Here is a 14,007-nt window from a genome sequence, read left to right as displayed (position 1 = left end):
ATTTGCCTGGCGGCTTTAGCGCGGTGGTCCCACCTGACCCCATGCCGAACTCAGAAGTGAAACGCCGTAGCGCCGATGGTAGTGTGGGGTCTCCCCATGCGAGAGTAGGGAACTGCCAGGCATTAAACAAGTGAAGAAGCCCCGCACGAAAGTGCGGGGCTTTTTTACGTCCGCAGATCGTGAAAAACCTCATCATAACCTCCGAAAACAGCCTGAGAACCCCTCTCTGATACGGTAAACTACGGCCAGATAACTCAGTAAAGGCCGTCAAATGTCCAGCCAGCATCCCTCCTTAAAAGCCGACAATACACTTGGGCTTGAAGTACATACACAGACACGTATCGTCGCCGAGACGCCAGCCGCCATTCTGGCAGCATGGCAGGCCAGCCAGCGTGATCAAACGCCTTTCCTCGTGCTCGGTGAAGGCAGCAATGTCCTCTTCCTGGAAGATTTTGCCGGTACAGTGGTGCTGAACCGCATCAAAGGCATCAAAATTCAGGATGAATATGAGTGCTGGAAATTGCATGTCGGGGCAGGTGAGAACTGGCATCAGCTGGTTAAAAGCACGCTGGAAAAAGGGATCACGGGCCTGGAAAATCTGGCGTTGATCCCCGGTATGACAGGTTCGGCACCGATTCAGAACATAGGCGCTTATGGCGTGGAATTAAAAGACGTCTGCGAGTACGTGGATGTGCTTAATCTGCACAGTGGTCAGACAGAACGTCTCGATCGTGAAGCCTGCGAGTTTGGCTATCGTGACAGCATTTTTAAACATCACTATCAGTCAGGCTATGTCATCGTCGCGGTCGGGATAATATTGCCTAAGCAATGGCATCCGGTATTGACCTACGGCGATTTGAAAACGCTCAATCCGGTGACCGCCAATGCCTGGGATGTCTATCATGCGGTTTGCCAGATGCGGCAGAGCAAATTACCCGATCCTAAAGTCACCGGTAATGTAGGCAGCTTTTTTAAAAATCCTGTCGTCACCGAGGCGCAGTGCAGCTCACTACTGACGCATTTTCCAGCTATGCCACACTATCTGATGCCAAATGGTGAAATCAAACTGGCAGCAGGATGGCTTATCGATCAGTGCCAGCTGAAAGGTTATCGCATCGGGGGCGCGGCAGTTCACCAGCAACAGGCTCTGGTGCTGATCAACGCTGAAAATGCCACTCCCGACGATATCGTTGCGCTGGCAAAAAGCGTGCGCGCTCAGGTTGGTGATAAATTTGATGTCTGGCTTGAGCCCGAAGTGCGCTTTATTCAGGCGCAGGGTGAGTGTAATGCCGTCGGGGTGATCGCATGAAAGACCATAATGTTCCGCTAAAGCTGGTTGATATCTTATCTGATGGTGAGTTCCATTCCGGTGAGCAGCTGGGTGAAACGCTGGGCATGAGTCGCGCAGCCATAAATAAGCATATCCAGACGTTAAAAAGCTGGGGTCTGGATGTCTATACCGTGACAGGCAAAGGTTACAGTCTCTCTGCCCCGATACAGCTGCTGGATGAGCAGGCGATTCTCTCACAGGTTACGCAGGGGAATGTCTCGGTAATCCCGGTGATTGATTCCACAAATCAGTATCTGCTGGAACGTATGCATGAAATGGAGTCGGGTGCTGCCTGCATTGCTGAATATCAGCAGGCGGGTCGAGGCCGTCGTGGGCGCCAGTGGTTTTCTCCCTTTGGTGCGAATCTCTACATGTCTATGTACTGGCGTCTGGAGCAGGGGCCAGCAGCGGCGATGGGCCTGAGCCTGGTAATTGGCATTATCATGGCTGAGACATTACGTTCATTAGGGGCCGATGATGTGCGCGTAAAATGGCCCAATGATATTTACCTGAACGATCGTAAACTGGCGGGTATTCTGGTTGAACTGACAGGTAAAACCGGCGATGCTGCGCAGATCGTGATTGGTGCCGGGATTAACCTGGCGATGCGAACAGCCGATGCATCACAGATTAATCAGGGCTGGATTAACCTGCAGGAGGCCGGGGTAACGGTAAACCGCAATGAGCTGGCGGCACGTCTGATCAACAGTCTGCGCGAAGCCCTGCCGCTCTTTGAGCAGGAGGGATTAACCCCGTTTGTCGCACGCTGGGCTGCGCTGGATAACTTTATTAACCGGCCGGTTAAGCTGCTTATCGGTGAACGTGAGGTCCATGGTATTGCACGAGGCGTAGACAGCCAGGGTGGCCTGTTACTGGAACAGGATGGCGAAATAAAAGCCTGGGTGGGTGGAGAAATATCACTGCGTCCTGTCTGAGTAAAAAAAGCCTGCAGCAACGCAGGCTTTTTTATGACAGCAGTTATTTACGCAAGCGAACCTTATCGACCGCATGATCGCCACTTTTGGTCATGATCAGGCTGGCTCGTTCGCGCGTCGGCAGGATGTTTTCCTGCAGGTTAAGCCAGTTAATCTCTTTCCATAAATTACCCGCTATTTCAACCGCTTCAGCCTCTGAAAGCTGGGCGTAATGATGGAAGTAGGAGTCCGGATTGGTAAATGCGCCCTGGCGGAATTTCAGGAATCGATTGATATACCAGCTTTGGAGGAGATCCTCCTCTGCATCAACATAGATAGAAAAATCGACGAAGTCTGAAACAAAGACATGATGGGGATCGTGGGGATAGTCCATTCCACTCTGTAATACATTCAGACCTTCCAGAATAAGAATATCAGGCTGCTGTATCACTTTATCGCCATCAGGGATGACATCATAAATCAGATGTGAATAGACCGGCGCGGTCACCTGACTGGCTCCCGATTTCAAATCGGAGACGAAATTGACCAACCGGTGCATATCGTAGGATTGCGGGAATCCTTTTTTCTTCATTAACCCACGCTCTTTCAGCACGGCATTAGGATGAAGGAAGCCATCAGTGGTGATCAATTCGACTTTGCGATGTTCAGGCCAGCGGCTGAGCAAAGCCTGCAAGACACGCGCAGTCGTGCTTTTACCGACGGCTACGCTACCCGCAATGCTGATGATATAGGGGATTTTCTGGCCATTGGTGCCCAGAAATTGCTCCAGTACAGCCTGCCGGCGAACGTTAGAACTTATATAGAAATTAAGCAGGCGCGAAAGTGGCAGATAAATTTCCGCTACTTCCTCCAGCGAGAGATCCTCGTTGATGCCCTCCAGCTGCGCGATCTCTTCCTCTGACAGCGTCATAGGTACGGAATCACGTAATGCAGCCCATTGCTCACGAGTGAACTCTAAATAAGGCGTTGTCAGGGGGGTCGTTTTATCCATAAGCATGCATCTGACCGCAAATTCATGGCTATCAACCGCGTGTTATCCGATAAGCAGGACAGCACAGGTGAAGTGAATCACGAATCGCTGGTTTATCAGTGAGAACAATGGGCTGGAGGGTATCACCAGTATGGCTTTTAACAGAAGTAAAAAGATAAACGTGATCTCGCTTTCGTCGGCATACCCACAAAACATCATGGTGGCTTTATTTTTTACTGCTTTATCGTTGTTTATGATATTGCAGGTCATCACAGCGCATGTGCGGCTTTTATCTGCTTTTTACATCTGACAACGTCTGAATGACAAAACGCCGCCATAAAGGCATATAGAGAGGCTGAGGCGGTACAGATACAACCTGTCCCATGAGGACATCAGCAAAGAACCAACAGCTTAAAGTCATTTTGAGAGACGCCACACCTGGTCATCGTCGTACCGACATCAGGGAGACGCATGACAAAACGGCTCCGCTTACTACAGAAAAGAGTCTGCACATGAAAAAACGTGCAGGTAAGGGTCAAAAAAGCATCATTCAGTACAAGTGTAGGAAAAAAAATGCTGTCTGCAGATCATTTACCTGCTGAAAAGCGACCCAGTGAGAGGCGTGAGGCATTAGCGCGAGCCGACTGATCCTATGAAAACAGGACCAGGTTGCACAAATATTCTGCACAAAAACACTAAAATGCGATGATTTGCACAAATAGTAAGCGATAGAAAAAAATAAGCGATTTTTTAGTTGCATCCAGAGCCCGACCTTCCTAGAATGCGCTCCACTTGATGCCGGCTTAGCTCAGTTGGTAGAGCAACTGACTTGTAATCAGTAGGTCACCAGTTCGATTCCGGTAGCCGGCACCATCAAGTAGGTGGGATTCCCGAGCGGCCAAAGGGAGCAGACTGTAAATCTGCCGTCACAGACTTCGAAGGTTCGAATCCTTCTCCCACCACCATCTCAACCTCACGGTTGGGTACACAGATAAACAACCTGTTTATCTGTCAGGTGAGTCACTTATCACCCTGAATTCAGACTGAGCGTTAGCGAAGTCAAAGTCGGTCAGCTTCGCTGACAGGCAGTAGATAGTAGAGAAGCATCTCTGTTATCTGCAAGCTACAGAAAGAACAGGTAGCCGAGTTCCAGGATGCGGGCATCGTATAATGGCTATTACCTCAGCCTTCCAAGCTGATGATGCGGGTTCGATTCCCGCTGCCCGCTCCAGATGTGCTGATATGGCTCAGTTGGTAGAGCGCACCCTTGGTAAGGGTGAGGTCCCCAGTTCGACTCTGGGTATCAGCACCACTTCCTTTAATCTCCCTCCTGATTTTCTCTGTAACTTCCTTGCAGTCAGGCAATGCCTGGTTAATGTGATGATATCATTGATATATCCGTGTCTTAGAGGGACTAGCGATGGCTAAAGAGCAATTTCAACGTAACAAACTGCACGTAAACGTGGGCACCATCGGTCACGTTGACCACGGTAAAACCACCCTGACTGCAGCTATCACTACCGTATTGGCTAAAACCAACGGCGGCCAGGCTCGTGCATTCGATCAGATCGATAGCACCCCTGAAGAAAAAGCCCGCGGTATCACCATCAACACCGCACACGTTGAGTATGAGACTGCTGCACGTCACTACGCTCACGTTGACTGCCCAGGCCACGCCGACTATGTGAAAAACATGATCACCGGTGCTGCGCAGATGGACGGCGCGATCCTGGTTGTTGCTGCGACTGATGGCCCAATGCCACAGACCCGTGAGCACATCCTGCTGGGTCGTCAGGTTGGCGTTCCTTACATCATCGTGTTCCTGAACAAGTGTGACATGGTTGATGATGAAGAGCTGCTGGAACTGGTAGAGATGGAAGTTCGTGACCTGCTGTCAGCATATGACTTCCCAGGCGACGACACTCCAATCGTTCGTGGTTCTGCTCTGAAAGCGCTGGAAGGCAACCCAGAGTGGGAAGCGAAGATCATCGAGCTGGCTGAACACCTGGACAACTACATCCCGGATCCAGTCCGTGCGATCGACATGCCGTTCCTGCTGCCAATCGAAGACGTATTCTCAATCTCTGGCCGTGGTACTGTTGTTACCGGTCGTGTTGAGCGCGGCATCGTTAAAGTCGGCGACGAAGTTGAAATCGTGGGTATCAAAGATACTGTGAAATCAACCTGTACCGGTGTTGAGATGTTCCGTAAGCTGCTGGACCAGGGTCAGGCAGGCGAAAACTGTGGTGTTCTGCTGCGCGGTATCAAGCGTGAAGACATCCAGCGTGGCCAGGTTCTGGCTAAGCCAGGCTCAATCAAGCCGCACACCCAGTTCGAGTCAGAAGTTTACGTTCTGTCTAAAGACGAAGGTGGCCGCCATACTCCGTTCTTCAAAGGCTATCGTCCACAGTTCTACTTCCGTACAACTGACGTAACCGGCTCAGTAGAGCTGCCAGAAGGCGTTGAGATGGTCATGCCAGGCGACAACATCAAAATGGTTGTTACCCTGATCCACCCAATCGCAATGGACGAAGGTCTGCGCTTCGCAATCCGCGAAGGTGGCCGTACCGTTGGCGCGGGTGTTGTTGCTAAAGTTATCGCATAATTACCGATAACGTTTGACGCAATGCACACGGAAAGGGCATCATTTGATGCCCTTTTTGCACGCTGTTTCATAGAACCTGGCTCATCAGTGATTTTTTGAATCATAATCATTGCTGAGACAGGCTCTGTTATGCGGCGTTGGATACCGAGTTACGCCCCAAAAGCTCATTCGGTTTGGACGCCTCGCACTGCGGGGCAGAATAGTTTCTGAATTATTGTGGCAGGTTGGTTTATGAGTGCGAATACCGAAGCTCAAGGGAGCGGGCGTGGCCTGGAAGCGGTAAAGTGGGTAGTAGTCGTGTTACTGCTGCTTGCAGCGATTGTAGGTAACTACCTCTATCGTGATGTGTCACTGCCACTGCGTGCTTTAGCCGTAGTTGTACTGATTGCAGCGGCTGGCGGCATTGCGCTTTTAACGACCAAAGGCAAAGCGACCGTGGCTTTTGCTCGTGAAGCAAGAACAGAAATGCGTAAGGTTATCTGGCCAACCCGCCAGGAAACGCTGCACACCACGTTAATCGTTGCCGCGGTTACCGCCGTGATGTCACTGATTTTGTGGGGGCTGGATGGTATTCTGGTCCGTCTGGTATCGTTTATCACTGGCCTGAGGTTCTGAGATGTCTGAAGCTCCAAAGAAACGCTGGTACGTCGTACAGGCGTTTTCCGGTTTTGAAGGCCGCGTAGCCCAATCGCTGCGCGAGCATATCAAATTGCACAACATGGAAGAGCTGTTTGGCGACGTCATGGTTCCGACTGAAGAAGTCGTTGAAATTCGTGGTGGCCAGCGTCGTAAGAGCGAGCGCAAGTTTTTCCCGGGATACGTACTGGTTCAGATGGTGATGAATGACGCCAGCTGGCATTTAGTACGCAGTGTCCCGCGCGTGATGGGTTTCATTGGCGGTACATCTGACCGTCCGGCACCTATCAGCGATAAAGAAGTTGATGCAATCATGAACCGTCTGCAGCAGGTCGGCGACAAGCCTCGTCCGAAAACGCTGTTTGAGCCAGGTGAAATGGTTCGCGTTAATGACGGTCCTTTTGCTGACTTTAACGGTGTGGTTGAAGATGTGGATTACGAGAAGAGCCGCCTGACGGTATCCGTTTCCATCTTTGGACGTGCGACGCCGGTTGAGCTCGACTTCGGTCAGGTGGAGAAAGGTTAACCTCTTTCCGCTCACAAATTAGCTGTTGCAGCAGGCGCGGAATTTAACTACAATTTCGCGCCTTTTGTTTTTATGCGCTGGCAACAGCGTGTAAATCGTTATCACGGGGAGCCTTTACAGGCGCTATAACCCAATTGAGGAAATATCATGGCTAAGAAAGTCCAAGCCTACGTCAAGCTGCAGGTTGCAGCTGGTATGGCGAACCCAAGTCCACCGGTTGGTCCAGCTCTGGGTCAGCAGGGTGTTAACATCATGGAATTCTGTAAAGCGTTCAACGCTAAGACCGAATCTCTGGAAAAAGGTCTGCCGACTCCTGTTGTTATCACCGTATACAGCGACCGTTCTTTTACCTTCATTACCAAAACGCCTCCGGCTGCCGTACTGCTGAAAAAAGCAGCGGGCATCAAGTCTGGTTCTGGTAAGCCGAACAAAGATAAAGTCGGTAAAGTGACTCGTGCTCAGGTACGTGAAATCGCAGAAACCAAAGCTGCGGACATGACTGGTTCTGACGTTGAAGCGATGACTCGCTCAATCGAAGGTACTGCTCGTTCCATGGGCCTGGTAGTAGAGGACTAAGAAATGGCTAAGCTGACCAAGCGCATGACCGTAATTCGCGACAAAGTTGACGCGACCAAGCAGTATGATATTGCTGAAGCTGTTGCTCTGCTGAAAGAACTGGCTACTGCCAAGTTCGTTGAAAGCGTTGACGTTGCTGTCAACCTCGGCATTGACGCACGTAAATCTGATCAGAACGTTCGCGGCGCGACCGTTCTGCCACACGGTACTGGTCGTTCAGTACGTGTTGCTGTCTTCGCCCAGGGCGCCAACGCTGAAGCTGCTAAAGCAGCAGGCGCTGAGCTGGTAGGCATGGAAGACCTGGCTGATCAGATCAAGAAAGGCGAAATGAATTTTGACGTTGTTATTGCTTCTCCGGATGCAATGCGCGTTGTTGGCCAGCTGGGCCAGATTCTGGGTCCACGTGGTCTGATGCCAAACCCGAAAGTCGGTACTGTAACCCCTAACGTTGCTGAAGCGGTTAAGAACGCTAAAGCAGGTCAGGTTCGTTATCGTAACGACAAAAACGGCATCATCCACACTACCATCGGTAAAGTGGACTTTGACGCTGACAAACTGAAAGAAAACCTGGAATCTCTGCTGGTTGCGCTGAAAAAAGCAAAACCATCTCAGGCGAAAGGCGTGTACATCAAGAAAGTTAGCCTTTCAACCACCATGGGCGCCGGCGTTGCCGTTGACCAGGCTGGTCTGAACGCAACAGCAAACTAATTGCTGCTTGAAACGGGCGAAAAATTCACCTAGAATCTTACGCCCGTTGTTCTGTTATTAACGGAACAGGACACCAGAGAGCCAGAACTGATTGTTGCGTTTATCGCCTTTCCCTCTGACTCTGCTGCGTCGCACAGAATTTAGGTTGGAGCCAGGCCTTATCCTGGCCTCCGTCCAAGACCGCAGGAGCTGTTTATCTCCGGATATTCCGCTTAATACCCTGCGTAGACGGTGACAGAACCAAAAGAATTTTTTCTTAGCTGGATTCTGCTCACCGTGTTCGAGCGCTTATTTCCCTTCGGGGTGAGTAAGTGAAGTGAGTTCCGGGGAAATCCTTTCCCGGTCAAATCCAGGAGCAAAAGCTAATGGCATTAAATCTTCAAGACAAACAAGCGATTGTTGCTGAAGTCAGCGAAGTAGCCAAAGGTGCGCTTTCAGCGGTTGTTGCGGATTCCCGTGGCGTTACCGTTGATAAAATGACCGAACTGCGTAAAGCAGGCCGTGAAGCTGGCGTTTACATGCGTGTTGTTCGTAACACCCTGCTGCGCCGCGTCGTTGAAGGAACTCAGTTTGAGTGCCTGAAAGACACGTTTGTTGGTCCGACCCTGATTGCATATTCTATGGAACACCCGGGCGCTGCTGCTCGTCTGTTCAAAGATTTCGCGAAAGCGAATGCAAAATTTGAGGTCAAAGCTGCAGCCTTTGAAGGTGAGCTGATCACGGCGGCCAATATTGACCGTCTGGCAACGCTGCCGACCTACGAAGAAGCACTGGCACGTCTGATGTCGACCATGAAAGAAGCCGCTGCCGGCAAACTGGTCCGCACTCTGGCTGCTGTACGCGATGCAAAAGAAGCGGCTTAAGGCCATATTCTTTTCTTCGTACTTGCTTACGTATAAACTTTTTCTGATTCTTAGGAACAATTGTCATGTCTATTACTAAAGACCAAATTCTGGAAGCTGTTGCAGCGATGTCCGTAATGGAAGTAGTTGAGCTGGTTTCTGCTATGGAAGAAAAATTCGGCGTTTCTGCTGCTGCTGCTGTAGCTGTTGCTGCGGGCCCGGCTGAAGCTGTTGAAGAAAAAACTGAATTCGACGTAGTCCTGAAAGCTGTTGGCCCGAACAAGGTTGCAGTAATCAAAGCCGTACGTACTGCAACTGGTCTGGGCCTGAAAGAAGCCAAAGATCTGGTTGAAGCAACTGGCGTAATCAAAGAAGCGATCAGCAAAGATGACGCAGCTGCACTTGAAGCTGCTCTGAAAGAAGCTGGCGCTGAAGTTGAAGTTAAGTAAGACAGCCTTCGGGTTGCAGTCTGAGTAGTTTCAGGCTGATGGCTGGTGACTTTTTGGTCACCAGCCTTTTTGCGCTACAGGGTCTCAATGGGGTTTCACACTGTTTGTCCATTGTTACTCTTCAATATCTTTCTCTATCGACGACTTAATATACCGCTCTACCTGTGCGGGTTCCCTGCCCTCGCAACAGCGATGAAATGATTTAAGCGTGATAGAAAGAGGTATTGCACTGCTGCTGCGCAGCCAGTGAATCAAACAAAATCGTGTTGCATGAACTGTCCTGTCAGGACGGACAGCGTGGGTCGACTTGTCAGCTAGCTGAGGAACCCTATGGTTTACTCCTATACCGAGAAAAAACGTATTCGTAAGGATTTTGGTAAACGTCCGCAAGTACTGGACATACCTTATCTCCTTTCCATCCAGCTCGACTCGTTCCAGAAGTTTATCGAGCAAGATCCAGAAGGTCAGTACGGACTGGAAGCTGCATTCCGCTCTGTATTCCCTATTGCGAGCTACAGCGGCAACTCTGAGTTGCAGTATGTCAGCTATCGCCTGGGTGAACCTGTCTTTGACGTGAAAGAGTGTCAGATCCGTGGCGTGACCTATTCGGCACCGCTGCGCGTGAAACTGCGTCTGGTGGTCTATGAGCGCGAAGCGCCAGAAGGCACCGTAAAAGACATTAAAGAACAAGAAGTCTACATGGGCGAAATTCCGCTCATGACCGACAATGGTACCTTTGTTATCAATGGTACCGAGCGCGTTATCGTTTCTCAGCTGCACCGTAGTCCTGGCGTGTTCTTTGATAGCGATAAGGGTAAAACCCACTCATCGGGTAAAGTGCTCTACAACGCACGTATCATCCCTTACCGCGGTTCATGGCTCGACTTTGAGTTTGACCCGAAAGATAACCTGTTTGTCCGTATTGACCGTCGTCGTAAGCTGCCGGCCACTATCATCCTGCGTGCGTTGCAGTTCACTACACCTCAGATCCTCGATATCTTCTTCGAGAAAGTGGTGTTTGAGATTCGCGACAACAAGCTGCAGATGGAGCTGGTGCCTGAGCGCCTGCGCGGTGAAACTGCGACCTTCGATATCGAAGCGAACGGCACCGTCTACGTCGAAAAAGCACGCCGTATTACTGCGCGCCATATCCGTCAGCTGGAAAAAGATGGCATTCAGCACATCGAAGTTCCGGTTGAATATATCGCGGGCAAAGTGGTCGCTAAAGACTACATCGATGAGAGCACCGGTGAGCTGATCATTGCAGCGAACATGGAACTGTCACTGGATCTGCTGGCCAAGCTGAGCCAGTCCGGTCACAAGCGCATCGAAACGCTGTTCACCAACGATCTGGACCACGGTCCATATATGTCCGAGACCCTGCGTGTCGACCCAACCAGCGATCGTCTGAGCGCACTGGTTGAGATCTACCGCATGATGCGTCCTGGTGAGCCGCCAACACGCGAAGCAGCAGAGAACCTGTTTGAGAACCTGTTCTTCTCTGAAGATCGTTACGATCTTTCTGCTGTGGGTCGTATGAAGTTCAACCGTTCATTGCTGCGTGATGAAATCGAAGGTTCAGGCATCCTGAGCAAAGATGACATCATCGAAGTGATGAAGAAGCTGATCGACATCCGTAACGGTAAAGGCGAAGTGGACGATATCGACCACCTCGGTAACCGTCGTATTCGTTCAGTTGGTGAAATGGCTGAGAACCAGTTCCGTGTCGGTCTGGTACGTGTTGAGCGTGCGGTTAAAGAGCGTCTGTCACTGGGCGACCTTGATACCCTGATGCCACAGGACATGATCAACGCGAAGCCGATTTCGGCCGCGGTGAAAGAGTTCTTTGGTTCCAGCCAGCTTTCTCAGTTTATGGATCAGAACAACCCGCTGTCAGAGATTACGCACAAACGTCGTATCTCTGCTCTCGGCCCGGGTGGTTTGACACGTGAGCGTGCCGGCTTCGAAGTGCGTGACGTACACCCAACGCACTACGGTCGTGTCTGCCCAATCGAAACCCCTGAAGGCCCGAACATCGGTCTGATCAACTCCTTGTCTGTGTATGCACAGACCAACGAGTACGGTTTCCTTGAGACGCCTTACCGCCGTGTTATCGACGGTCTGGTTTCTGACGAGATTCACTACCTCTCTGCTATCGAAGAGGGTAACTACGTTATCGCTCAGGCGAACGCCCCTCTTGATGATAACGGTGCGTTTGTTGATGACCTGGTCACCTGCCGTAGCAAAGGCGAATCGAGCCTGTTCAGCCGCGATCAGGTTGACTACATGGACGTTTCGACTCAACAGATCGTTTCTGTCGGTGCGTCACTGATCCCGTTCCTGGAACACGATGATGCTAACCGCGCCCTGATGGGGGCGAACATGCAACGTCAGGCCGTTCCAACTCTGCGTGCTGATAAGCCGCTGGTTGGTACGGGTATGGAACGTGCTGTTGCCGTTGACTCCGGTGTAACTGCCGTTGCCAAACGTGGCGGTACCGTACAGTACGTCGACGCATCACGCATCGTTATCAAAGTTAACGAAGACGAAATGCATGCTGGCGAAGCCGGTATCGACATTTATAACCTGACCAAATATACCCGTTCTAACCAGAACACCTGCATCAACCAGATGCCATGTGTTTCTCTGGGTGAGCCGGTTGAGCGCGGCGACGTGCTGGCAGATGGCCCGTCCACCGATCTGGGTGAACTGGCGCTGGGCCAGAACATGCGCGTAGCGTTCATGCCGTGGAACGGTTACAACTTCGAAGACTCCATCCTGGTCTCCGAGCGTGTGGTACAGGAAGATCGCTTTACGACTATCCACATTCAGGAACTGGCTTGCGTGTCGCGTGACACCAAACTGGGGCCGGAAGAGATTACCGCTGATATCCCGAACGTGGGTGAAGCTGCACTCTCTAAACTGGATGAGTCAGGCATCGTCTACATCGGTGCTGAAGTGACCGGTGGCGACATTCTGGTTGGTAAGGTTACGCCGAAAGGCGAAACTCAGCTGACGCCAGAAGAGAAACTGCTGCGCGCTATCTTCGGTGAAAAAGCCTCTGACGTGAAAGATTCGTCACTGCGCGTACCGAATGGCGTGTCAGGCACCGTGATCGACGTTCAGGTCTTTACCCGCGATGGCGTGGAAAAAGACAAACGTGCGCTGGAAATTGAAGAGATGCAGCTGAAGCAGGCCAAGAAAGACCTGTCTGAAGAACTGCAGATTCTGGAAGCGGGCCTGTTCAGCCGTATTCAGAACGTATTGATTTCTGGTGGCGTTGAAGCAGACAAACTGGACAAGCTGCCGCGCGAGCGCTGGCTGGAACTGGGTCTGACTGACGAAGCCAAGCAAAACCAGCTGGAGCAGCTGGCAGAGCAGTACGACGAACTGAAGCACGAGTTTGAGAAAAAACTCGAAGGTAAGCGTCGTAAAATCACCCAGGGCGATGATCTGGCACCAGGCGTGCTGAAAATCGTTAAGGTTTATCTGGCTGTTAAACGTCAGATTCAGCCGGGTGACAAAATGGCAGGCCGTCACGGTAACAAAGGTGTTATCTCCAAGATCAACCCGATCGAAGATATGCCTTACGATGAAAACGGCACGCCGGTTGACATCGTTCTGAACCCGCTGGGCGTACCATCGCGTATGAACATCGGTCAGATTCTGGAAACCCACCTGGGTATGGCAGCGAAAGGCATCGGCGAGAAGATCAACGCCATGCTCAAAAAGCAGGAAGACGTCGCGAAACTGCGCGAATTCATCCAGCGCGCCTATGACCTGGGTAGCGATCTGCGTCAGAAAGTTGACCTGAACACCTTCTCCGATGACGAAGTATTGCGTCTGGCTGAGAACCTGAAGAAAGGTATGCCAATCGCCACTCCGGTGTTTGATGGCGCGAAAGAGAGCGAAATCAAAGAGCTGCTGCAGCTCGGCGGCTTGCCTTCTTCCGGTCAGATTACCCTGTTTGACGGCCGTACCGGTGAGCAGTTCGAACGTCAGGTAACCGTTGGCTACATGTACATGCTGAAACTCAACCACCTGGTTGATGACAAGATGCATGCACGTTCAACCGGTTCCTACAGCCTGGTTACTCAGCAGCCGCTGGGTGGTAAGGCACAGTTCGGTGGTCAGCGCTTTGGTGAGATGGAAGTATGGGCACTGGAAGCATACGGTGCCGCGTATACCCTGCAGGAAATGCTTACCGTTAAGTCTGATGACGTCAACGGCCGTACCAAGATGTATAAAAACATCGTTGACGGTAACCATCAGATGGAACCGGGCATGCCGGAATCCTTCAACGTACTGTTGAAAGAGATTCGCTCGCTGGGTATCAACATCGAGCTGGAAGACGAGTAACCCTTTTCAGGCTGCGGTTCGCCGCCGCCTGAAAGCGCAGGGTTTAAAGCGCTCGCAATTGTACTGGTTAC

The 14,007-nt window shown here is 51.3% G+C and carries 11 protein-coding genes, 4 tRNA genes and 1 rRNA gene; 15 read left to right on the top strand and 1 reads right to left on the bottom strand.

Annotated elements, in window-relative coordinates; translation table 11 throughout:
• Positions 1–5: 5 nt before the first annotated feature.
• The 3 genes from rrf (at position 6) to birA (ending at position 2,265) form a co-directional block, all read left to right on the top strand.
• Positions 6–121: ribosomal RNA gene (gene rrf, locus AC0T7J_RS24730) — 5S ribosomal RNA — on the top strand.
• 150 nt (positions 122–271) lie between these two features.
• The gene (gene murB / locus AC0T7J_RS24725) at positions 272–1,309 is read left to right on the top strand and encodes a UDP-N-acetylmuramate dehydrogenase (protein WP_473798269.1); all 1,038 of its coding nucleotides are present in this window, start codon (positions 272–274) and stop codon (positions 1,307–1,309) included.
• Positions 1,306–2,265, top strand: coding sequence for a bifunctional biotin--[acetyl-CoA-carboxylase] ligase/biotin operon repressor BirA (gene birA / locus AC0T7J_RS24720; RefSeq protein WP_010261004.1), 960 nt, complete (start codon positions 1,306–1,308; stop codon positions 2,263–2,265). Before murB ends, birA begins: the two co-directional genes overlap by 4 nt.
• Positions 2,266–2,308: 43 nt before the next feature.
• Here birA and coaA read toward each other — a convergent pair whose 3' ends face one another.
• The gene (coaA, locus tag AC0T7J_RS24715) at positions 2,309–3,256 is read right to left on the bottom strand and encodes a type I pantothenate kinase (protein ID WP_010672227.1); all 948 of its coding nucleotides are present in this window, start codon (positions 3,254–3,256) and stop codon (positions 2,309–2,311) included.
• Between the two features lie 776 nt (positions 3,257–4,032).
• Here coaA and AC0T7J_RS24710 point away from each other — a divergent pair.
• The 12 genes from AC0T7J_RS24710 (at position 4,033) to rpoB (ending at position 13,936) form a co-directional block, all read left to right on the top strand.
• Positions 4,033–4,108 (top strand) — tRNA-Thr (locus AC0T7J_RS24710).
• 7 nt (positions 4,109–4,115) lie between these two features.
• Positions 4,116–4,200: transfer RNA gene (locus AC0T7J_RS24705), tRNA-Tyr, on the top strand.
• Between the two features lie 191 nt (positions 4,201–4,391).
• Positions 4,392–4,466: transfer RNA gene (locus AC0T7J_RS24700), tRNA-Gly, on the top strand.
• A 5-nt stretch (positions 4,467–4,471) separates the two neighbouring features.
• Positions 4,472–4,547: transfer RNA gene (locus AC0T7J_RS24695), tRNA-Thr, on the top strand.
• Positions 4,548–4,655: 108 nt separating this feature from the next.
• On the top strand, positions 4,656–5,840 hold the full coding sequence (tuf, locus tag AC0T7J_RS24690) for an elongation factor Tu (protein ID WP_031594449.1): 1,185 nt from the start codon (positions 4,656–4,658) through the stop codon (positions 5,838–5,840).
• A gap of 231 nt (positions 5,841–6,071) precedes the next feature.
• Positions 6,072–6,455 carry a preprotein translocase subunit SecE gene (secE, locus tag AC0T7J_RS24685; RefSeq protein ID WP_008927141.1) on the top strand — a complete coding sequence of 128 codons (384 nt, stop codon included), beginning with the start codon at positions 6,072–6,074 and terminating at the stop codon, positions 6,453–6,455.
• 1 nt (position 6,456) lies between these two features.
• Positions 6,457–7,002, top strand: coding sequence for a transcription termination/antitermination protein NusG (gene nusG, locus AC0T7J_RS24680; protein WP_003848088.1), 546 nt, complete (start codon positions 6,457–6,459; stop codon positions 7,000–7,002).
• Positions 7,003–7,149: 147 nt separating this feature from the next.
• On the top strand, positions 7,150–7,578 hold the full coding sequence (rplK, locus tag AC0T7J_RS24675) for a 50S ribosomal protein L11 (protein ID WP_006121495.1): 429 nt from the start codon (positions 7,150–7,152) through the stop codon (positions 7,576–7,578).
• Between the two features lie 3 nt (positions 7,579–7,581).
• Positions 7,582–8,286, top strand: coding sequence for a 50S ribosomal protein L1 (gene rplA / locus AC0T7J_RS24670; RefSeq protein WP_010261038.1), 705 nt, complete (start codon positions 7,582–7,584; stop codon positions 8,284–8,286).
• A 365-nt stretch (positions 8,287–8,651) separates the two neighbouring features.
• Positions 8,652–9,149 (top strand): 50S ribosomal protein L10, encoded by a 498-nt coding sequence (gene rplJ, locus AC0T7J_RS24665; RefSeq protein ID WP_003848098.1) that lies wholly within the window; start codon positions 8,652–8,654, stop codon positions 9,147–9,149.
• 65 nt (positions 9,150–9,214) lie between these two features.
• A complete protein-coding gene (rplL, locus tag AC0T7J_RS24660) occupies positions 9,215–9,577 on the top strand; it encodes a 50S ribosomal protein L7/L12 (RefSeq protein ID WP_008927142.1) in 363 nt (120 codons plus the stop codon).
• A gap of 330 nt (positions 9,578–9,907) precedes the next feature.
• On the top strand, positions 9,908–13,936 hold the full coding sequence (rpoB, locus tag AC0T7J_RS24655; RefSeq protein ID WP_010261046.1) for a DNA-directed RNA polymerase subunit beta: 4,029 nt from the start codon (positions 9,908–9,910) through the stop codon (positions 13,934–13,936).
• The last annotated feature ends 71 nt before the right edge of the window (positions 13,937–14,007 follow it).

The organism is Pantoea sp. E956-1, from assembly GCF_982223955.1.
The sequence above is the reverse complement of the archived record's forward strand: the minus strand, read 5'-3'. Positions and strand labels throughout refer to the sequence as shown.